The sequence below is a fragment of the Streptomyces sp. NBC_00104 genome, from assembly GCF_045160825.1.
Lineage (GTDB): Bacteria > Actinomycetota > Actinomycetes > Streptomycetales > Streptomycetaceae > Streptomyces.
In genome coordinates, this window is the sequence record NZ_CP108215.1 from 7,741,782 (window position 1) to 7,761,977 (window position 20,196).

The 20,196-nt window shown below is 71.5% G+C and carries 19 protein-coding genes; 8 read left to right on the forward strand and 11 right to left on the reverse strand.

The features are described 5' to 3' along the window. Positions 1-58 precede the first annotated feature (58 nt). From OG272_RS34110 to OG272_RS34130, 5 genes are all read left to right on the forward strand, one after another. The gene (locus tag OG272_RS34110) at positions 59-1,315 is read left to right on the forward strand and encodes an Ig-like domain-containing protein (protein WP_326577227.1); all 1,257 of its coding nucleotides are present in this window, start codon (positions 59-61) and stop codon (positions 1,313-1,315) included. An 86-nt stretch (positions 1,316-1,401) separates the two neighbouring features. After that, the gene (locus tag OG272_RS34115) at positions 1,402-2,169 is read left to right on the forward strand and encodes an enoyl-CoA hydratase-related protein (RefSeq protein ID WP_326577225.1); all 768 of its coding nucleotides are present in this window, start codon (positions 1,402-1,404) and stop codon (positions 2,167-2,169) included. A gap of 349 nt (positions 2,170-2,518) precedes the next feature. Further along, positions 2,519-3,022, forward strand: coding sequence for an ATP-binding protein (locus OG272_RS34120; RefSeq protein ID WP_326577223.1), 504 nt, complete (start codon positions 2,519-2,521; stop codon positions 3,020-3,022). Positions 3,023-3,118: 96 nt separating this feature from the next. Continuing rightward, a complete protein-coding gene (locus tag OG272_RS34125) occupies positions 3,119-4,321 on the forward strand; it encodes a YncE family protein (protein WP_326585612.1) in 1,203 nt (400 codons plus the stop codon). A gap of 84 nt (positions 4,322-4,405) precedes the next feature. Further along, positions 4,406-5,038: an ADP-ribosyltransferase gene (locus tag OG272_RS34130; RefSeq protein ID WP_405895445.1), complete on the forward strand. Its 633-nt coding sequence runs from the start codon at positions 4,406-4,408 to the stop codon at positions 5,036-5,038. A gap of 39 nt (positions 5,039-5,077) precedes the next feature. Here OG272_RS34130 and OG272_RS34135 read toward each other — a convergent pair whose 3' ends face one another. Next, positions 5,078-5,764, reverse strand: coding sequence for a GNAT family N-acetyltransferase (locus OG272_RS34135; RefSeq protein ID WP_327727745.1), 687 nt, complete (start codon positions 5,762-5,764; stop codon positions 5,078-5,080). Positions 5,765-5,825: 61 nt separating this feature from the next. Here OG272_RS34135 and OG272_RS34140 point away from each other — a divergent pair, with 61 nt between their 5' ends. From OG272_RS34140 to OG272_RS34150, 3 genes are all read left to right on the forward strand, one after another. Beyond that, positions 5,826-6,740, forward strand: a complete 915-nt coding sequence (locus OG272_RS34140) for a MerR family transcriptional regulator (protein WP_327727744.1) — start codon at positions 5,826-5,828, stop codon at positions 6,738-6,740. A 71-nt stretch (positions 6,741-6,811) separates the two neighbouring features. Beyond that, positions 6,812-7,024 carry an EF-hand domain-containing protein gene (locus OG272_RS34145; protein WP_033526808.1) on the forward strand — a complete coding sequence of 71 codons (213 nt, stop codon included), beginning with the start codon at positions 6,812-6,814 and terminating at the stop codon, positions 7,022-7,024. 146 nt (positions 7,025-7,170) lie between these two features. Continuing rightward, positions 7,171-7,833, forward strand: a complete 663-nt coding sequence (locus OG272_RS34150) for an NAD(P)-binding domain-containing protein (protein ID WP_326577213.1) — start codon at positions 7,171-7,173, stop codon at positions 7,831-7,833. 1 nt (position 7,834) lies between these two features. Here the strand turns inward: OG272_RS34150 and OG272_RS34155 are convergent, their stop codons facing one another. From OG272_RS34155 to OG272_RS34200, 10 genes are all read right to left on the reverse strand, one after another. Then, positions 7,835-8,392 (reverse strand): glycoside hydrolase family 25 protein, encoded by a 558-nt coding sequence (locus OG272_RS34155; RefSeq protein WP_326577211.1) that lies wholly within the window; start codon positions 8,390-8,392, stop codon positions 7,835-7,837. Between the two features lie 24 nt (positions 8,393-8,416). Next, on the reverse strand, positions 8,417-9,712 hold the full coding sequence (locus OG272_RS34160; protein ID WP_328224052.1) for a 5-methylcytosine restriction system specificity protein McrC: 1,296 nt from the start codon (positions 9,710-9,712) through the stop codon (positions 8,417-8,419). A 14-nt stretch (positions 9,713-9,726) separates the two neighbouring features. Beyond that, on the reverse strand, positions 9,727-11,925 hold the full coding sequence (locus OG272_RS34165) for an AAA family ATPase (RefSeq protein ID WP_328224053.1): 2,199 nt from the start codon (positions 11,923-11,925) through the stop codon (positions 9,727-9,729). Between the two features lie 166 nt (positions 11,926-12,091). Further along, the gene (locus tag OG272_RS34170) at positions 12,092-12,859 is read right to left on the reverse strand and encodes a hypothetical protein (RefSeq protein ID WP_326577205.1); all 768 of its coding nucleotides are present in this window, start codon (positions 12,857-12,859) and stop codon (positions 12,092-12,094) included. Then, complete coding sequence (locus tag OG272_RS34175) at positions 12,856-14,256, reverse strand: PP2C family serine/threonine-protein phosphatase (protein ID WP_328224054.1); 1,401 nt, start codon at positions 14,254-14,256, stop codon at positions 12,856-12,858. The genes OG272_RS34170 and OG272_RS34175 overlap by 4 nt, the downstream gene beginning before the upstream one ends. Then, the gene (locus OG272_RS34180) at positions 14,253-16,283 is read right to left on the reverse strand and encodes a serine/threonine-protein kinase (RefSeq protein ID WP_405895446.1); all 2,031 of its coding nucleotides are present in this window, start codon (positions 16,281-16,283) and stop codon (positions 14,253-14,255) included. Before OG272_RS34180 ends, OG272_RS34175 begins: the two co-directional genes overlap by 4 nt. Continuing rightward, positions 16,280-17,023 (reverse strand): hypothetical protein, encoded by a 744-nt coding sequence (locus tag OG272_RS34185; RefSeq protein WP_328224056.1) that lies wholly within the window; start codon positions 17,021-17,023, stop codon positions 16,280-16,282. Before OG272_RS34185 ends, OG272_RS34180 begins: the two co-directional genes overlap by 4 nt. 226 nt (positions 17,024-17,249) lie before the next feature. Next, the gene (locus tag OG272_RS34190) at positions 17,250-17,567 is read right to left on the reverse strand and encodes an FHA domain-containing protein (RefSeq protein WP_405895447.1); all 318 of its coding nucleotides are present in this window, start codon (positions 17,565-17,567) and stop codon (positions 17,250-17,252) included. A gap of 350 nt (positions 17,568-17,917) precedes the next feature. Continuing rightward, a complete protein-coding gene (locus OG272_RS34195; RefSeq protein ID WP_405895448.1) occupies positions 17,918-19,591 on the reverse strand; it encodes an NADase-type glycan-binding domain-containing protein in 1,674 nt (557 codons plus the stop codon). Next, positions 19,588-20,145: a phage tail protein gene (locus OG272_RS34200; RefSeq protein WP_326577195.1), complete on the reverse strand. Its 558-nt coding sequence runs from the start codon at positions 20,143-20,145 to the stop codon at positions 19,588-19,590. Before OG272_RS34200 ends, OG272_RS34195 begins: the two co-directional genes overlap by 4 nt. Between the last annotated feature and the right edge of the window lie 51 nt (positions 20,146-20,196).

Here is a 20,196-nt window from a genome sequence, read left to right on the forward strand (position 1 = left end):
CGCGCGCTGCGCGTAGGGGTGCGGGCCTGATCAGGCCGTGCGAGGGGAGAACAGAACATTGAACGGGCGACCGATATCGGGGGCGTCGGTTGGCGCGCGGACACGGCGGCGCAAGGGGGCCCTGGCCATGCTGCCGGTCCTGATGCTGCTCGCCGTCACCGCGTGCGGCGGAGGCGGGGGTTCGGACTCGGGCTCCGGCGGCGACAAGGGGAAGGGCTCCGACAAGAGCGCCTCCGACAAGGCGGCCACCAAGGCCTCGGAAGCGGTGGTCTCCATCGCCCCGAAGAACGGCGCCGACGACGTGGCCACCAGCGGCGCCCTCAAGGTGAGCGCAGCCAAGGGCAAGCTGTCCGAGGTCACGGTCGAGAACGACAAGGGCGAGAAGATCGCCGGCGAGATATCCGGGGACGGCGCCACCTGGACGCCGTCCATCCACCTAAACTCGGCCACCGAGTACAAGGTGCACGCCGTCGCGAAGGACTCCGAGGGGCGTGAGGCGGCCGAGGACGCGTCCTTCACCACACTGACCCCGAAGAACACCTTCGTTGGCATCTTCACCCCCGAGGACGGCTCGAAGGTCGGCGTCGGCATGCCGTTCTCGATCCGCTTCACGCGGGGCATCACCGCCCCGGAGGACGTCGAGAAGGCCATCACCATCAAGACCGAGCCGGCCGTCGACGTCGAGGGCCACTGGTTCGGCAACGACCGCATCGACTTCCGCCCGGAGAAGTACTGGAAGGCCGGCACGAAGGTCACCGTCGACCTCAACCTCGACGGCGTCGAGGGCCGCGACGGTGTCTACGGCGAGCAGAGCAAGAAGGTCTCCTTCACCATCGGCCGCAGCCAGGTCTCCGTCGTCGACGTCAAGAAGCTCACGATGAAGGTCCAGCGGGACGGCAAGGTCATCAAGACCATCCCCGTCACCACCGGCAAGCCCGGCATGGAGACCTGGAACGGCCAGATGGTCATCAGTGAGCGCCTGCGCGTGACCCGGATGAACGGCGAGACGGTCGGCTACGGCGGCGAGTACGACATCAAGGACGTGCCGGACGCCATGCGCCTGACCAACTCGGGCACCTTCATCCACGGCAACTACTGGGGCGGCGGCGCCTTCGGCAACTACAACGCCAGCCACGGCTGCATCGGCCTGCGCGACACCCGCGGCGGCTACGACCGCAAGGCGCCGGGCGCGTGGTTCTTCGACAACTCGATGGTCGGTGACGTCGTGGTCGTCAAGAACTCCAACGACCGCGTCGTCGACCCGGACAACGGCTACAACGGCTGGAACATGGCGTGGGACAAGTGGAAGGCGTGAGCGCCGCCGCCTGATACGTGGTGCACGGCCCCGGTGTGATGTACGGCACCGGGGCCTTTGCCGTTAGCCGCCGTTAACCTGCCCTCATGACTGTGCACCTCGAAGTCGCCGAAGGCGTCGGCACCATCCGCCTCGACCGGCCGCCCATGAACGCTCTGGACATCGCCACCCAGGACCGCCTCAAGGAACTCGCCGAGGAGGCGGCGGACCGGGACGACGTACGCGCCGTGATCCTCTACGGCGGGGAGAAGGTGTTCGCGGCCGGCGCGGACATCAAGGAGATGCAGGCCATGGACCACGCGGCGATGGTCGCCCGGTCCCGGGCCCTGCAGGACTCCTTCAGTGCCGTGGCCCGTATCCCCAAGCCCGTCGTCGCGGCCGTCACGGGGTACGCGCTGGGCGGCGGTTGCGAGCTGGCGCTGTGCGCGGACTACCGCATCGCCGGGGAGAACGCGAAGCTCGGCCAGCCGGAGATCCTGCTCGGCGTCATCCCGGGCGCGGGCGGCACCCAGCGGCTGTCCCGTCTCGTCGGCCCCTCCAAGGCCAAGGACCTCATCTTCACCGGCCGTATGGTCAAGGCGGACGAGGCGCTCACGCTCGGTCTGGTCGACCGGGTCGTCCCGGCCGACGAGGTGTACACCGCCGCGCACGAGTGGGCCGCGCGGCTGGCGCGGGGGCCGGCGATCGCGCTGCGGGCCGCCAAGGAGTCGATCGACGCGGGCCTGGAGACCGACCTGGAGACCGGGCTCGCGATCGAGCGGAACTGGTTCGCGGGGCTGTTCGCCACGGAGGACCGCGAGCGCGGGATGCGGAGCTTCGTGGAGGAGGGGCCGGGCAAGGCGAAGTTCGTCTGACGGCTGACGGCTGACGGCTGACGGCTGAGGGGCAGGGGTCAGGGGTCAGGGCCGGGTTCCCGAGATCCGGCCCACAAGTTCCGCTGATCGGCTTGCAGTTGACGCGACGTATGACCCGCGTCCCCCGAAGGAGCGGTTTGTCCGAGCCTTAAGGCAGCCTTAAGAAAGCCTTGCCCAAAGGTCGTGGCGTTGACCGAAGTTCAGGGTGTTCGCGCAGGTCGAGCGGGCTGTCGTCGGTGAATTGCTGCCATTGGCATATGCCATCCGAAACCTCCGGAATGGTTGGTTCCGGGGGTTGTATTCCTGCGGAACGGCCCCGAAAGGGGCTCGGGACGGCCATGATGGGGGCATGGCGGGGCTGGAGGGTATCGAACAGCCGCGGCGGCACGGGAGTGCGACCGCGGCGCGTTGGTCGCCTGCGATCGAGGACGAACGGGCGCAGAAGGCACTGGAGTTGTTCGGCGATCCCACCGAGGGAGAGGTTCCGCTCCCGTCCCGTCCCGAGTCTGCCGCCACGGCCCGGCGGCTCGCCCAGGTCGTCGTCCTGCGCCAGTGGCGGCTGTCGCCGAAGATGACCGAGGACGCGGTCCTCCTCGTCTCCGAACTCGTGGGCAACGCCGTGCGGCACACCGGCGCCCGCGTCTTCGGGCTCCGCATGCGCCGCCGGCCCGGCTGGATCCGTGTCGAGGTCCGCGATCCCTCACGGGGGCTGCCCTGCCTGATTCCGGTGCAGGAGATGGACATCAGCGGGCGGGGGTTGTTCCTGGTGGACAAGCTCTCGGACCGGTGGGGGGTCGATCTGCTGCCGCGCGGGAAGACGACGTGGTTCGAGATGAGGGTCGCGGACCGGTAGGGCGCGCAACGCGCACCTCCGTCGATCGGGCCAATCGCCGACATTCGTGCTCGACCTCCCTATAAAGGTCGCGTGACCACGTCCCGCACCCCCCTCATGCAGCGCAACCTCGTGCAGCGCGCCCTTCTCGCGGCCGCCGTTCTCGCCGCCGTGGCCGCGTGCGGCTCCGAGGCCAGGACCGGTGAGCAGGAGCAGCGGATCCGGGCCGACCGGGCCACCGCCGAAGCCGAAGCCGCCGAGCGGAAGAAGAAGCAGCGGACGGCGGTCCGGGGACTGCGCGGCATGCCGCCCGTGCTGGACCCGAAGGACGTCTACGCCGCCGACCGCCCGAACCGGCTCTCCCCGGTGGTCAAGGACTTCCCGTCCCGGGTGTACGTCCCCAACAGCGAGTCCGACACCGTCTCCGTCATCGACCCGAAGACGTACGAGATCATCGAGACGATCCCGGTGGGCCGCCAGCCCCAGCACGTCGTGCCCTCCTGGGACCTGAAGACCCTCTGGGTCAACAACAACCGGGGCCACACCCTCACCCCCATCGACCCGAAGACGGGGAAGGCGGGCAAGCCGGTCGAGGTGCACGACCCGTACAACCTGTACTTCACCCCGAACGGCGAGTACGCCGTCGTCATGGCCTCCCTCGACCGCGAACTCGTTTTCCGCGACCCGCACACCATGAAGCGGGTCAGGACCGAGCCGGTCACCTGCTACGGCGTCAACCACGCCGACTTCTCGATCGACGGCACCTACTTCATCGTGTCGTGCGAGTTCAGCGGTGAGCTGCTGAAGGTCGACACCGAGAGGATGAAGGTGATCGGGCAGCTGAAGCTGCCGTTCGAGGGGGCCATGCCGCAGGACGTGAAGATCTCACCGGACGGCAAGCGGTTCTACATCGCCGACATGATGGCCGACGGCATGTGGGTCCTGGACGGCGACACGTTCGACGAGCCGAAGCTCCTGCCCACCGGCAAGGGCACCCACGGGCTGTACGTCGGCCGCGACTCCCGTGAGATGTACGTCTCCAACCGCGGCGAGGGCACCGTCTCCGTCTTCGACTTCACCAAGAACAAGCTCACCAAGAAGTGGCACCTCCCCGACGGCGGCAGCCCCGACATGGGCGGCGTCTCCGCCGACGGCAAGGTCCTGTGGCTCTCCGGCCGCTACGACTCCGAGGTGTACGCCCTCGACACCCGCAGCGGGAAGCAGCTCGCCCGCATCCCCGTCGGCAGCGGCCCGCACGGCCTCGCGGTGTACCCGCAGCCCGGCCGCTACTCGCTCGGGCACACGGGCGTCTTCCGGTGACACAGGACAACCGGGCGGGCTGACACGCCTCCGTACGAGTGAGGGTCCCCGGCCCGGCGCCGCGCAGCCGAGATCGTGATCGGCATGATCACCACCCGTCCGCGGCGCCGGGCCGCCGCCGTCGTCCTGTCCCTCTCCGCCGTCCTCGCCACCTCCGCCGCGACCGCTCCGGCGCAGACCCGGACCGCCACGCCGGCCGAGGCCGCCGCTGCCTTCGCGGGGGCCGCCGCCCCCACCTGTCCCCGGTTCGAGGACCCGGTCCACGCCGCCGCCGACCGCCGCGTGGCCGTCGACCGCATCAGCCCCGAGCCGGTCTGGCGCAAGACCTGCGGCACCCTCTACCGCAGCGACAGCCGGGGCCCGGCGACCATCTTCGAACAGGGGCTCCAGCCCAAGGACGTCATCGACGGGCAGTACGACATCGAGCAGTACGTCCTGGTCAACCAGCCCTCGCCGTACGTCTCCACGACCTACGACCACGACCTGTACAAGACCTGGTACAAGTCCGGCTACAACTACTACATCGACGCCCCCGGCGGCGTGGACGTCAACAGGACCATCGGCGACCAGCACAAGTGGGCCGACCAGGTCGAGGTCGCCTTCCCCGGCGGCATCAGGACGGAGTTCATCATCGGCGTCTGCCCGGTCGACAAGAAGACCAAGACGGAGAAGATGAGCGAGTGCGAGAGCAACCCGCACTACGAGCCCTGGCACTGATGCCCGCCGTGCCCGCCGCGCCCGCCGCGCGGGTCGCGCTCATCGGGCCCCTCGAGCCGGTCCGGCCCCTCGTGCCGGTCGGGCGCTGAGCAGTATCTCGGAGCCCACCGGCAGATAGCCCGCCGACTGGAACGCCCGCATGCTGCGGGCGTTCCCCGGCGCGACCTGCGCCCACAGCGGCTCGGCGACGAGATGACGTGCGGCGGTCACCAGAGACCGGCCCAGCCCCCTGTGCCGTACGACAGGACCCCGCGCGGAGCGCTCGTCCACCTCGACCGAGACCTCCAGCCGTCCGGCGATTCCGCGGCCCGTCGTCAGGACCCCGCCGTCCGCCGTCCAGACCCGTACGTCGTCCCGGCGCAGCCGCGCGTACGCGACGCGGGGGTGGCCGGCGTCCTCGATCTCCTTCAGCGGGAGCGGCGGTTCGCCCGGCAGGGGGGAGGCGACCAGCATCGCGTCGATGGTCTCGGACGTGCGGCCCGTCCGTTCCATGAAGGCCGCCAGGAACCGTGGGTTCATGCTCGCGGACAGCGCGTCGCACTCCATGGCCGCCAGCGTCTCGTGCACCCAGTCCGGGTCCTCGTCCGTGAACACGACGGAGTGGGCCGTGAAGCACAGGACACCCGCGTCCCGGGGGGAGTGCTGGGCGATGACGGTCGTACCGCCGTCCGCCGGCGGGAAGACACCCCGCGCCGCCGCGTCCAGAATGTCCCGCAAGCTCTCCATCGCCGTGCTCCCCGGATCTCCCCTTGAGTCTCCACCCGCTGGAAGGCCCACACTCGCAGACATGATCGAGAACGGCACCGGCCTTTTCACCATCGGGCAGCTCGCCCGCGGCTCCGGTCTGTCCGTCCGCACGATCCGCTACTGGTCCGACGAGGGCGTCCTGCACCCGGTCACCCGCAGCGCGGGAGGCTACCGGCTGTACGACGCCGAGTCCGTGGCCCGGCTCGAACTCATCCGCACCCTGCGGGAGCTGGGCCTCGGCCTGGACCACGTACGGCGGGTGCTCGCGGGGGAGACGACCGTCGCGGAGGTGGCGGCCGCCCATGTGGCCGCGCTGGACACGCAGATCCGGGCCCTGAAGGTGACCCGGGCGGTGCTGTCGACCGTGGCGCGACGCGGCTCGACCGCGGAGGAGATGACGCTGATGAACAGACTGGCCCGGCTGTCCGCCGCCGAACGAGGGCGGATCATCGACGACTTCATGGAGGAGACCTTCGGGGGACTCGACACCGCCGACCCCGACATCCGTACGCGGCTGAGGTTCGGCCTCGCGGATCTGCCGGAGGACCCCACGCCCGAGCAGGTGGACGCCTGGGTGGAGCTGGCCGAGATGCTCCAGGACCCCGGGTTCCGGGCGCGGATGCGGCAGACGGTCGAGTTCAACGCGGCGGACCGGGGGCCGGATGTGCCGGCGGGCACCTCCCTGTGGTTCATGAGCCGCCTGGTGCAGCTCGCGGGGGAGGCGCTGCGGGAGGGTGTCGATCCGGCCTCGCCCGCGGCCGAGGAGGTGCTGGCCGGGCTGCTCGGCGACGCCGACCGGGCCGTCCTGCTCGAACGCGTCACATCGGCGGCCCACGCCGAAATGGCCCGGTTCCGGGAGCTGGCCGCGCTGGTGCGGGGCGTGGAGCCGCTGTCGGCGCACACCGAGGAGTTCGCGTGGGTGGTCGCCGCACTCCGTGCTCGCGTGGCCGGTTAATCTGACCTGCGTCAGTAGGACTGTCGGCAGGACTGCCTCGAAGAGGCAGGGCACCAAGAAGGGGCGGATCGGTGGCGGACATCGAGGCAGCGCGCAAGGAGTTCCAGCGGATCGACGCGGACGGGGACGGGTTCATCACCGCCGCGGAGTTCAAGACCGCCCTGGCCCAGGAGGGCGACTGGAACGTCACCGAGTCCGTGGCGGAGGTCATCATCCGCACCCGCGACCTCAACGGCGACAAGCTCCTGTCGTTCGACGAGTTCTGGGCCCACCTGGGCAAGTGAGGTCAGGGGCCGAGGGGCGCCTTCCGTCGCGTACGACGGGGGCGCCCCTTCGTCATGCCGGGGCCGGAATAGCGGGGGGTGCTCCTGGGTTGCAGCCCAGTAATGCATGCACGCGCATGAAAATATGACGCAAGGGGAGACTTGTCATGAAGATCGGCATCATCGGCGCCGGCAACATCGGCGGCAACCTCACCCGGCGGCTCACCGCCCTCGGCCACGACGTCTCCGTCGCCAACTCCCGAGGCCCGCACACGCTCACCGCACTGGCCGAGGAGACGGGCGCGACGCCGGTCCCGGTGCGGGAGGCGGCGCGCGGCGCCGAAGTCGTGGTGATCACGATCCCGCTGAAGGCGGTCCCGGACCTGCCGCCCGGCCTCCTCGACGAGGCCGCGGACGGTGTCGCCGTCATCGACACCGGCAACTACTACCCCCGGCAGCGTGACGGCAGGATCGCCGGGATCGAGGACGACGGCCTCACCGAGAGCCGCTGGACCGAACGCCACCTGGGCCACCCCGTCATCAAGGCCTTCAACGGCACCTACGCCCAGGACATCCTCGACCGCCCCCGCCCCGCCGACGCCCCCGACCGCCTCGCCCTCCCCGTCGCCGGCGACGACGACGCGGCCAAGTCCAGGGTCCGCGCCCTCATCGACGCACTCGGCTTCGACACCGTCGACGCGGGCGGCCTCGACGACTCGTGGCGCCAGCAGCCCGACACCCCTGTCTATGGTCTGCAGGCCGGCGTCGAGGCCGTGACCAAGGCCCTGTCCGAGGCGTCACCGGAACGCAAGCCGGAGTTCCGGGGTTAGCTCAGCCTCCTGCGGCCCACGACCTGAGCGCGGCCTTGCTCGCGAAGTCCGCGACGTTCTTGTCGACGGGGTCGTCCGTGTACTGGTGGAAGCGCCACTTCGCCTTGATACGGGGCTTGCCCGCGGTCACGTAGTCGGCGATCCAGAGGCCGTCGCCGGCGAATGAGGTGCTGTCGACATTGAGCCAAAAGTTCCTGTTGGCGTACAGGATCACCCGGTTGTTCGGCCGCAGTTCCTGCACCTTCCGGATGAACCGATCCTTGTCCGCATTGCTCGCGTGCGTCCCGTCGCTCGTCGTCTCCCAGTCGACGGCGAGGATGTCGCCCGCCTTTTCCGGGGCCTTGCTCACGAAGTACTCGGCCTGCGCGGTCAGGTTGCCGGGCCAGAGGAAGTGGTAGTAGCCGACGACGAGGCCGGCGTCGCGGGCGGTCTTCGTCTGGGCGGCGAGTTTCGGGTTGGTGTAGGTGCGGCCTTCGGTGGCCTTGATGAAGACGAAGGAGAGGCCGGTGGTGTCGTAGGAGGAGGACTGGTAGGAGCTGACGTCGATGCCGCGCAGCATGGGGGTCTCCGGGGGTGGGGGCGGTCAGGTGGGGGCGGTGATCCGCTCGGCCAGGGACGTGACGTCCGCGAGGAGGGTGGGGGGCGGGACGGCGAGGTCGAGGGTGTGGGCGATGACGGTGATGCCGGATCGGCGGATCACGTGGGGGGTCGGGCCGGGGGCCGGGGCGGAGGCGGCGGCCGCGTAGATCAGGTGGCCCCGGGGGAGGCCGAGGGCCGTGCAGTAGGCGAGCAGTTGGTAGAGGTGGGACGTGGGAGGGGCGGCGGGGGTGACGTACGTGTACTTCGCGTCCGCCACGGAGAGGGGGCGGCCGGCGCGGTAGAGGACGAGGTCGGGGCGGAAGGGGACGCGGGCGGCCTCGTCGAGGCGGTGCTGGGTCTCCTGGGCGGCGCAGCGGATGCCGCGGCGGGCGAGGGCGGCGGTGAGGGTGACGGTCAGGAAGCGTTCGAAGACCGCCGGCATGTCGAGGAGGAAGCCGTCGGTGGGGAGCGGGCTGTCGCCCTCCGGCTGGGCGGAGCGGTGGGCGAGGAGCAGTTCCGCGAGGCGCAGGGCCGGGGCGTAGCGGGAGTTGAGACGGGTCGGGGTCCAGTCGGGGAGCGGTGCGCCCGGGTGGAGGAGGTGGACTCCGTGGAGGTGGTCGGTGAGGTGGCGCAGGGTGAGACGGGTGGGGGCCGGGACGCCCGGCAGGTGCGTGGCCAGGTGGAGGGCGGCCAGGAGGATGCGGTTCTCCGCGATGTCCGGGGTGTGGTCGTCGTAGCGGACGGCCACCGGGAGGGGCAGACCGACGCGGCGGAGCTGGTCCGCCGTCCGGATGCGGCCCTTGACCAGGGGGAGGTCCTCCTCGACCGTGCGGTAGCCGTGCAGGACGCCGGACTCCAGGGTGCGGCGCGCGGTGCGGGCGAGGAGCTCCGCGAGCGCGGGGAGCAGGTCGTCGGCCGTGGCCGCGGTGACCGGATCGGGGTCCGGGTGCCAGGGATCGTCGGGGGAGTAGGAGAGCAGGAAGAGAAGGTCCCGGACCGGGAGTTTGGGCCGGAGGAGCAGCTCGATCGCGCCGCCCGCCGGGGTGCGCAGCCGGACCAGGCCCACCTTCTGGTTTCCGGCCACGCGCCAGCGGCCGCCGGGGGCCGGGGTCAGTCGTACGAGGCCGGGGGCGGAGAGCAGGCCCGCGACCTGGTCGGCCGTCAGTTCCCGTACGGTGCCGGCGCCGGTCTCGTCGACGGTGAGCCGCAGCGGGGGCGCCAGCGCGGGGCGGGCACCGGTGGTGGCGGGGGGACTGGTGGTGGGCGCCTCACTCGCGGTGGACTCCTGTTCACCAGCCATGCCGGGCCCGGTCGTCATGAGCCGAGGGCCGCGCGCAGGGAGGCCAGGCCGTACTCCTCCTCGACGTCCACGCCCGTGCCGTACACCTGGTCCTCCAGCAGCGGCAGGATCTGCGTACGCCAGATCAGGTCGAGGCCCTCGGGGCGGGCCGCGCCGGGCTTCATCAGGTACGACGGGCCGATGGCGCGGTCGGCGTCACCGAGGCGCCGGTTCAGCTCGTCCAGGAGGCGGGCGGGGCCCTCCGGCAGGCCGTGGCGGCGCAGCCAGCGGTCCAGGAGGCCGTGGACCGGCTGCTTCTCGGGGGAGAGACGGCGGAAGGCGAAGCGGCGGCGCATCGCCGCGTCGACGAGCGCGATCGAACGGTCGGCCGTGTTCATCGTGCCGACGAGGAACAGGTTGCCCGGCAGATGGAACGGGTCGTGCGGGCTGTACTGGGTGGTGACCGGCTCCTCGCGGTACTCCAGCAGGAAGTACAGCTCGCCGAACACCTTCGCCAGATTGGCCCGGTTGATCTCGTCGACGATCAGGACGTACGGGTTCGCCGGGTCCTTCCTCGCCCGCTCGGCCAGCAGCTTGAAGGGGCCCGGGACGACGTCGAACACCACCGAGCCCGAGCCGCCCGCCCCGCCCTCGCCGCGTACCGGGCGGAAGCCCTCGAAGAAGTCCTCGTACGTGTACGACGGGTGGAACTGCACGAGCTCCACCCGGTCCGGTCCCGCCAGATGCCTGGCCAGGGCACGGGCGAGATACGTCTTCCCGGTGCCGGGCGGGCCGTGGAACACGAGCTGACGCTGCTCCTGGAGCTGTTGGGCCGTCTCGCTCAGCCAGTCCAGCGGCATGAGCAGCTGCTCGGCCAACTCCGCGGTGACGGACGGTAGTTCGAGCGGTTTGGTGACATCGGCTTCGAGCAGCGGTTCGGCGACGACGTCCTCCAGGCCCGCGCGTTCCGCGAGTTCGGCGGCCACGCTGCTGATGTCGTACACCGTGGGCGGCTGAGTCAGTCGGTTCTGGACGGTCTGAGGAAGCTCCGAGCGCTTCAGAGGCCGCTCGGCGGTGGCCCAGCGCACCGGAAGGCGCCGGGCGTTGTCGAGGCCGTCCGAGGTGTCGTACACCGCCGGGCCCTGGACCGTACCGACGTGAACCTCGTCCGGAGTGACCGTGGCCACCAGGTCGCCGGGCTGTATGAGCGTGAGGAAGGCGTGCAACTGGTACACGGACTGTCCTCGTGACTGGGTGCTGTCCTCGGGAAGTCCTTCCAGCACCGTCCGTTGGATCTCCTGCTTGGCCGTGCCCGCCGGGATGTCCGGCAGCTCCTTCCAGGACACCGAGCAGTAGCCCTGCTCTAGCCACTGCGGCACGACATTGCGCCCGTCCACGTTGAATCCGCGCACCAGCCAGCCCCGCTGGTCGTGTTCGACGGCGCCGCGCCGCCACCGGCTGACCCAGGGGTCGGCGTAGAACCACACCGGCTCCCCGCTCTGCGCCTCCAGGATCTTCCGCAGCTCCAGCAGATCGCGGTCGTCGTCGCCGGTGACCTGCGGCAGCTCGTCAGCGAACGCCTTGGCGATCTCCTGCTTGTGGTAGGCGCTGGCGATCGGCTGGAACACGTCCGGGAAGAGCGCGTACAGCAGGACGTGGATCTGCGCGCGGCCCTTCTTGTGGCCCACGGAGCGTTGGACGTCCAGGCACTCCTCCCGGAACCGCCACGGGTCGTTCAGTACGGCGTCCCGCTCGGCGTAGGGCCTGCCCGCGAGCCGCTCCACCAGCAGGACCAGGATCTGGAACTGCGCCCAGCGGTAGTTGAGGAAGCCCTGGCCGCCGTTGAGGAAGCCCCTCAGGCGTGTCTCCATGAGCTCCGGGGTCGCCAAGTGGCCCAGGCCGGCCCAGGAGAGGACCTCGCCGAGGATCTGGAGTTTCTTCCTGATGCCGATCTGCTCGGGCCGCAGGGGCGCCATGTTCACGAAGAGCAGCTCGGCCGCCAGCACGATCGTGGCGGCCGGTGCGCCGTCCAACTGGCGGCGCAGCTTGACCAGGAACGTGTCCGACGACTCGTCCGGGCGGTCCACGAAACGGGCGCGCAGATCGGAGGCCGTGCCCTCGCTCCAGGCGTCCGTCTCCGGCGCGAACGCGGACCTGCCGCTCAGCAGTCCGTCACGGAAGACCCGCTGCACCTCCGCCACGACCTCGGCGCCCACCGGCCGATCCGATCCCATACCCACTCCGCCCGCCCTCGTGTGCTCGAAGGGCCCACCCTAGGAGGGTCGTTGGGCCGACGCCACGGGAAGGCGTCGGAACGACGGGCGGGGATCGGGGATCCCTGTCGGTGAACACCGGCCCGTTCCCCGGCCCGTTCCCCGGCCGTTTCCCGGCCCGGCACGGTCAACGGGGCGGTCGAGCGCGCCCCTGTTCGTGCCGGCAGTTCTCGGCCCGCGGCAGATCCTGCGGGCCCACCAGGCCGCGCTGGGAGAGGTACTCGGCGATGTGCTCACGCGAGGGCTTCCGGGGTTCGTCGGGCCACAGCGCGTTCCGCAGCCGCGACAGGATCCTGTCGACCGCCGAGACGCTGTACCCGGCGCATTCGGCCGCCACTCTGCGGCTCTTGTGCTCCTGCAGCGTCGGGTCGGCGGAGAGCCAGGGGGCGAGGACCGCCACCAGGAGGTCCCGGCCGGGACCCCGCAGGATCTTGTTCGCCTCGGCGTTCATCTCCGGCCCCCAGACGGTGCTGCGTCCGTGGGAGACGAGGTCCTCGCAGGATTCGTCCCCCTGCGCGGTGGCGGGCGGAACCGTCACCGTCACGGGGTCGACGTCCGCGACGAGAAACTGGACCTGCGTGGTCCCGGCCGAGAACACATGCGCCCGGCCGGGCGGGATCTCCGACCACGGGGCGGACGGCGGAGCCACTCGGACGCCCAGCTTCGTCGAGCGGTTCACCAGCATCCACCCGGTGTGGAGATGGACGATCTGGGGGCAGTGCGGTCGACGGGACAGCTGTGTGTTGCCGGGGTCCAGCACGGACCGGCTGAGGTGGAACACACCCGCGGGGTCCAGGGTGAACGACGCCAGGCCCTCCCGCGTCGTGATGCTCACGGTCGCCCGGGGGATGTCGTACGCGTCGGACAGTACGGCGGAGGTGGCGGAAGAGGTCATCGTCGTTCCTGACGGGCGGGGAGCAGGTCGGCGTCGGCCAGCGGGCGGGCCACGGGTGCCTGCGCGACCACATCGGCCACGACCACGGTGATGTTGTCCGACCCCCCGGCCTTGAGCGCCTGCCGCAGCAGTTCGTCGGCCGCCTCCTGGGGGAGCAGGCCGAGGGTGTCCACCAGCAGGGCGTGGGCCGCCTCCTCCCCCAGATCCGCGCAGAGCCCGTCGCTCGCCATGACGATCCGCATGTCCGGTTCGGCATCGACCTGCCACAGATCCGGCCGGGCGGCCGCCGCGGAGCCGACCACGCGAAGCAGCGGGCCACCCGCGGTGTGCGGGGTGGTCAGCCGGTGCGGAAGCTGGTCGTCCTGGCGTACGGCCCAGACCGTGCCGTCGCCCACATGGGCTCCGACCACCGTGCCGCCCACCAGGCCGCAGGCGTCCAGTGTGGTGGCCATGCCCAGCAGTTGGGGCCTGTCCTGGGTGTGTGCGCGAATCACGCCGGTCGCCTGCCGGAACCCGGCCTGCAGAGCACGTACGGAACCCGAACCGGCCGCGTGCCAGGCGTCGACCACGGCCTGTACCGCGAGTCGTGAGGCGAGGTCACCCGCCGGCGCTCCGCCGACTCCGTCGGCGATGACCGCGAGTTCGTCGTCGACGAAGTACGCGTCCTCGTTGGTCGTCCGGCGGCCGGAAGACGTGGCCGCCGCGACGTCCAGCCACCGGGAGTCCGGGCTCTCCGCCGCCGTCAGGGCCTTGCGGGGGCTGCTCCGCACCAGCCGGGTGCCGGACGAACCGGCGGCCGGAGCACCCTCGTAGGCCGTCGGCGACGAGGCCGCGGATCGCCGGGCCCGCCCCGGGACCGCGGAGCGCCGGGCCGGCGGCCCGGACCGGGCCGCCGGGGCTGCCGGGGCCGCCGGCGAACCGGCGGGGCCGTCGTGCGGGTTCGGCCGCTCCCGACGCCGCGGCGCGACCGGCGCGGCCGCCGCGGGCAGTGCCAGCGCGGGCAACTCCGGGACCGGAACGGACCGGTCGCCGCCGCGTTCCTTGCGCCGCGGGCGCGGCGCGGGGCCCCGCCGGCCGGTCGGTACCTCCTCCTCGCCCTCGGGGGGACGGGGAGCGTCCGCCGCTTCGGCGGTGGGGGCCCCGGGGTCGTGGACGGGCGGGCGGCTCTTCTCGGCCGTGGCCGAAGCCGAAGCCGTGGCCGTGGCTGTGCCGTGGCCGGGAGGCGCGCCGTGGCCGGGAGCAGCGCCGTGGCCGGGAGGCGCGCCGCGCCATGCGTCGTGCGGGGACGGCATGGCGCCCAGGTCGCCCCGGCGCCGGGCCGTAGCTCCCACGACGGCTCCGAGCACGAACGTGCCGACCAGGGCCAGGGTCGTCAGCAGAAGGTGTGTCGAGTTCACTTGTGTCCCCCGAAGTCGGTGGTGGGTCCGTCGCTTTCGCCGGTGTAGTCACCAGGGGCCAGGGGAAGGTCCTGCCGGGCGTGGATCGGGCCCACCGGCATCGTCAGGTCCCTCGGCCGGGTGGCTCGCAGATGTTCACGGATCTGGCTGAGGGCCCGCCGGGCGTCCCTGGCGGCGCTCTTGGCGGGGCCGCCGGTGCGCTGCGCGGGCTCGTAGGCGAGCCACTGGTCGACCAGCTCCACGACGCTCTTGGGCAGTCCGGGCAACAGCGCGTCCAGCCGGGCGGGACGGTGGTTCTCCTGCATGAGCTGGTAGAGCTGGAAGATCGCCTCGGCCTGCCCGGACCGTGCCCGCACCTCCCGGGCGAGCGCCGGCTGCCCGGACAGCAGCCAGTACATCAGGCTGCCCATCTGGTAGATGTCCGTCGCGAGCGACCGGCCGTCCTTCTCCTGCGACATGGTGAGCTGCTCGAACGCGGCGTAGTAGGGCGTGCCCTGGAAATGTCCGGTGAAGGAGACGCTGGAATCGGTGAACTGCTTGGCCAGTCCGAAGTCGGTGAACGCGGCGGACAGGGTGTTCAGGCGCATGTCGCGCCAGGACAGCAGCACGTTCTGCGGCTTGATGTCGAGGTGCGCCACGTCCCTGTCGTGGATGGCCTCCAGGCCGGCGAGCAGCTGCTCGCCCATGACGAGCACCCACTCCAGGGTGCGTGCCTGGGCGCTGTCGCGGCCGTAGGCGAACAGGGAACCGGGCACGTACCGGGGGGTGACCGTCCACTGCCAGTCGTCGTCGATACCGAAGTCGACGATCTTCACGGTGTGCGGGCTGTCGATCTTCGCGGCCGTCCGTACCTCCCGGCGCCACGCCCGTGACTTGCGGCCCATCGCACCGGGGCCCTCGCGGTCCCTGGCGACGAACTTGATGACGTACTCGTTCGTCGTCGCCGGCTCTCGCAGGTTCTGGCAGAGCATGATGCCGCCGACGGCCGCGAACCCCGGTTTGTCCGCCCCCGGGAGCTGCCCGACCAGTCGCCAGCGCCCGGCGACGACCGACCCGGGCCGGAGCGGGAAGTCCGCCGCGTCGTCGTCCCGTTGTTCGTCGGGCGGGGACAACGATGACCAGGTACCGCTCTCGGTGGACGGCCGGTACTCGGGGGTCTCCTGGCGGAACGCGACGGAACCGAGCCGGCCCAGCGCGTCCACGGCGGCGGGGGTGACGATCCTGGCGTTGCGCTGGGCCGCGTCGGCGGTGATCCGGGCGCCGAGCGCGGCGATGTGGAGGGCCAGCTCCGACACGGCCACGAACAGCAGCCACACGCCCATCAGCACGTAGTCCAGGGCCCAGCCGACGGCGAGTGAGCCCACGCTCGTGATGGCGGCCGTGCCACCGCCCGCGCTGTAGGCGGCCAGTTCGGCGACCGTCGTGATCTCCCTGCCTCCCACGCTCTGCTCCGCCCGGAACATCCCCAGGGCGACCGAGCACAGGACGGCGATGACGCAGAGCCCGAGCACGGCGACGGTGACCGTGTGCCGTACTCCGGGCGTCTGCCGGGCGAGGGGGCCGATGCGGTCGGTGTCGTCCCGGGCCAGCACGAAGGGCAGACCCCCCAGGACCACCGTGCCGCCCACGAAGACCCAGGCGATGGACTCGGCCATCTCACGGTTCTGCGGGCCGGCCTCGACGATGCTGCCGCCGGCGTCGAGGGTGTCGGGGGCGATGATCGCGGCGGCCGAGGACTCCACGAGGGTGAACTCGCCGCGCACGAAGAAGAAGGCGCCGGCGAGGGCGATGGCCGCCGCGATCAGCGGCCAGACGGGCCAGCCGCCACGGGCGATGCCGTGACGCGCGGCCGCGGTGACATGCCCGCACGTGTCGGCGGCGTTCTCCAGGGCGGAGGCGATCAGATCCAGGGAGTACGCTCCCCAGTCGGCCACCGCACCTGCCGCCAGCCTGAGTTGGGGCTGCAGGAACGCGCCGGCGGTCACGGCGACCGCGCAGCTCAGCACCGTCCAGAGCAGGACCATCATTTGTCCTCAGCCTCCGATCCGAAGAGCGCGGCCGAGACGCCTGGCCTGGTGATGTTCACGGAACGCGCCCCGAGGGCGTCGAAGCGCTTCGTCCACGTGCGGCGCAGCGCGTCGCAGGTCCTGGCCTGGGTGCAGGCGAACTCGATCACGTCGACCGTCACGCCGTTCAGCCGCGCGGCCGCCAGCTGCTGGACTCCGTGGACGCGCAGGTCGGAGGCGATCACCAGCCGCCGGTCACCCTTGTGGTCCCTGAACTGCTCCGCCGCGTTCTCCAGGCAACCGCCGATGTCCGTGCCCTCCCGGGTGCCCAGCCGGAGGTCGCGTACCTTCTCCGCCTCGACCCGGGCCCCGCGCCGGGCGTCACGCCTCTCGTCCTCCCACTTGTCGACGATCTTCTCCAGCTGCTCGGTGAGCGCACCTCCCTGGAGCGGGGGCGCCGACTCCAGGGAGGCGGCCGGCTTCTCGCGGAGCGCGGGCACGGTCAGGGTGAGCAGGGGCGGCCGCCCGTAGGAGTTCTCGCTGATCTCGTACACGTACACGTCGTGGGTTCCACGACCCGGCCTCACCAGGTGGGGCAGCGCGTCCGCCACGGTCTGCTGGGCCGCCCGGCGGTGGCTGTCGTCGTAGGACGAGGAGATGTCGAGGCAGAAGACCACCTTGTCACCGGGCAGAGCGGGGGCCGGTATCGCGTCGGCCGGTTTGTCGTTCTGCGGTGCGGGCCGCAGACAGCCGCTCGTCAATAGAGCGGCGCCGCACACCAGTGCGGTAAGGCGTGTCGATTCTCGAAAAGTGAGCCGGGTGAAAGTTTTGGGCACGCCTTTTCCCTTCGAGCCTCAGTGCATGCCGCTGTGGTTCATCCCGCCGTTGGAGAACGTCCTGCCCGCGGGCGCGTACGGACGTCGAACGGCGGGAGAGAACGCGGCGTGCAGAGATTGTTGCTGATCTCGCCGTATTCCCGCTGAGAAATCAGTGATCGGGGTGGAACAGCCTTTTCCCCGCGTACACGTGGACCAGGAAGTAGTTCGTGTCTCCGACGCGCAGTACCTGCCCGGCGCGCATGGTCCCCCGGCGGGTGGCGACCCCGTCGACGCTGACCCCGTTGGTGGACCCCAGGTCATCCACCTGGACACCGCCCGGCACCGGCGTCAGCTCGACATGACGGCGCGACACCCCGGTTCCCCTCAGGTGCCCGATGCCGTTCGCCCGGCCGAGGATCACCCCGTCGTCCGGAATGAGGATCTGCCGGCCGTTCGGCGAACAGAGGAACCAGCGCTGCATCACCATGGTTCCGTCCTCGTGCAGGGAGCCCGGAGCATCGGAATCCCGCCCTGTTCGAACACCATTTCCGGCGTCGAAAGTATTTCCGTCGTACGTGTTCTGGTGCATTCGCATGCTGTCTCCCCGGAAAGCAGTCGACACCGTTGAGCCGACGTCCACGAGGATGCGGCGTGATCCACCGTGGCACAGGTGACAGGGAGTGCATAGTGAGGAAGGGTCTTACTCTTTCGAGCGCTCCCGGGAAAGAAAAATGCCCTGACCGGCGCTCATCCATGAAAGCGCTGGTCAGGGCTTGCCCGTGCGGCCGCTTCTCGTCGGCGGTCCTGCGGTCCTGCGGGCCTGTCGTGGCTGCCGGGTCAGCTGCTGCTGTTCGAGCGGCCGAAGAACTCGATCTCGGCTATGGCCACCTGCTTCTTGTCGTCGGCGCCGTAGGCGGAGCGGAGGGTGAAGCGGACGGCCACGGCGTCGCCGACGCGGAACTTGCGGCGCTGGCTGCCGGCGCCCTGGTCGAGGGTGAGGATCTTGGTGGAGGTGGAGCCGTCGCCGGCGGTGATCTTCGCCTCGATGCGGTGCGGGCGGGCCGACTCCGCGATCTGGTCCACCCTCTTCGAGACGCCCGGCGTGATCATCACGTCCAGCAGCCGGGTCGGCTGCTGGAAGCGGGCCTCCAGCCACTCCCCCTCGCCGGACTGCGTGACACCCGGGCCCCACCACGTGTTGCTGTGGTTGTCGAAGGCCAGCCCCGGCTTGTGACCGGGATACGAGCGGGACGCCTTGAAGGTGTCCGGAACGACCGGGGCGCGCTTGGCGAAGTGGTCGCGGGTCGCCTGGTAGGCGTCGTCGGCCTGGAAGGCGAGCGTGACGATCAGGGTGAGGACGAGGGCGGCGACCACCCAGTTGAGGATCTGGCCGAAGCCGCGACGCAGACGGGGGCGGTCGCCCGCCCACGGGGTCTGCGTGTTGCGGCCGTTCAGCATCCGGCGCCACCACGGGAGCCGTCCCGGTGTCTCCGGCCGCCCGGCCATCGGCATCGCGCAGCGCCCGCAGAAGTGCCGGTCCGGCCGGGTGGGGGTCCCGCACCACGGGCAGGGCACGCCGCCCTCCGTGCCGAACTCCGGCCCCGGGGTGCGGACCTGGGGCCGCTGCACATCGGGGAGACCCGGCAGTACGGGCGCGACGGCGGGCTCCGCCGGAGCACGGGGCTCGGGGTCGGCGACCGGGACCAGGAGGGACCTGGCCCGGTCGGCGGCGGAGGGAACGGGGGCCGGTGAGGCGGGGGGTGCGGGGGAGGTGTGCGTCGGGAGGGGAGTGGTGGGGTCCTCGTCGTCGTGGTGGGGGTGGGTGTGGGGGGCCGGGCGGGCCGGCTCGGGGGCGGGGGGAGCGGAGTGGGCGGGTGAGGCCGCGACCGTGGATGCGGATGCGGATGCGGATGCGGGGGTGGCCGCCGGGGCCGGGGGCTGGGCCGTGGGGGGCGCCGCCGGCTCGGCTCCCGGGCGGGCGGTGGCGGCGGGTGCGTCCGTGCGGACCGCCGTGCCGGCCTCCGCGGCGCGGACGTCGGTGACCGCGGCCGCGGTCACCCCCGCCTGGGCCGGGTCGTGGCCGGTGCGGGCCGTACCCGTTCCGGCACCCGGGAGGGAGAAGGCGTCCCAGCCGTGCTCGTCGTCGGCCGTCGTGCGGCCGGCGTTCGCCGGGGCCGGGGTTTGGGCGCGGGATTCGGCTTCGGCTTCGGCCCTCGGGTGTCCGGCGTCCGCGTGGGCGGGGGCCGTGTCGGGCGTACGCACGGTGTCCGCGTGGTCGGGGGCCTCGCCCGCCGTACGGCCGCCGTCGGCCGGGGCGTCGCTCCGCGCGCGTCCGGCGTCCGGTCGGTCGGCGGTCTCGCTCCTGGTGCCGCCCGTGGTGGACCGGGCCGGGGTGCCGGACCAGCCGAGTACCGCGCCGCAGGCGTCGCAGAAGGACTGGCCGGGCTCCCCGCGGGTTCCGCATTCGGCGCAGCTCCGGGCCTGGCCGGTGCCGGGGGTCTGGCTGGTCATCTCTCGGGGATCCTTTCGGCGGCGGTCACCTGGACCGTGTAGGGCATGTGGGCGGGGCGGGCGGCGGCCACGAGGCTGTCCAGCCGGTGTTCGTCCGCGGGGGTGGGGTCGGGCAGGCGCAGGGCCACGTGGAGGCGCGGGCGGGCTTCGCCGGGGACCGGGCCGAGGGGCCGGGCGTCCCAGGAGGCGGCGCCGCTCTCGGTGATCTCCGGGGTCACACCGAAGACCAGGCGCACGGCCTCGGACAGGCCGCGCCGGGTGCCGCGTACCCGGTGCAGATACGCGGCGGCGGCGACCGCGGCGCGCAGCCGGGCCTCCGGTTCCGTGCCGTCGGTCTCGGCGCCCACCCAGCCGGCGAGCCACTGGGTGAAGTCCACGGGGGCGAGGGACGGCGTGAAGTAGGAGTCCAGGCAGTCGAGGACGGAGAGGATCGGGGCGATCACGTCGTCCAGACCGCCGATGAAGCGCTGGGCGAGGTCGTCGTCGGCGAACACGGCCGGGAGCATGGTGCCGATGGGGTGGGAGGAGCCGAGGCCGTCTATGGAGCCCCTCATTCGGCGCCCCCTGTCCGGTGGCCTTGCGCGGTCGGTGCTCCAAAGGCGCCC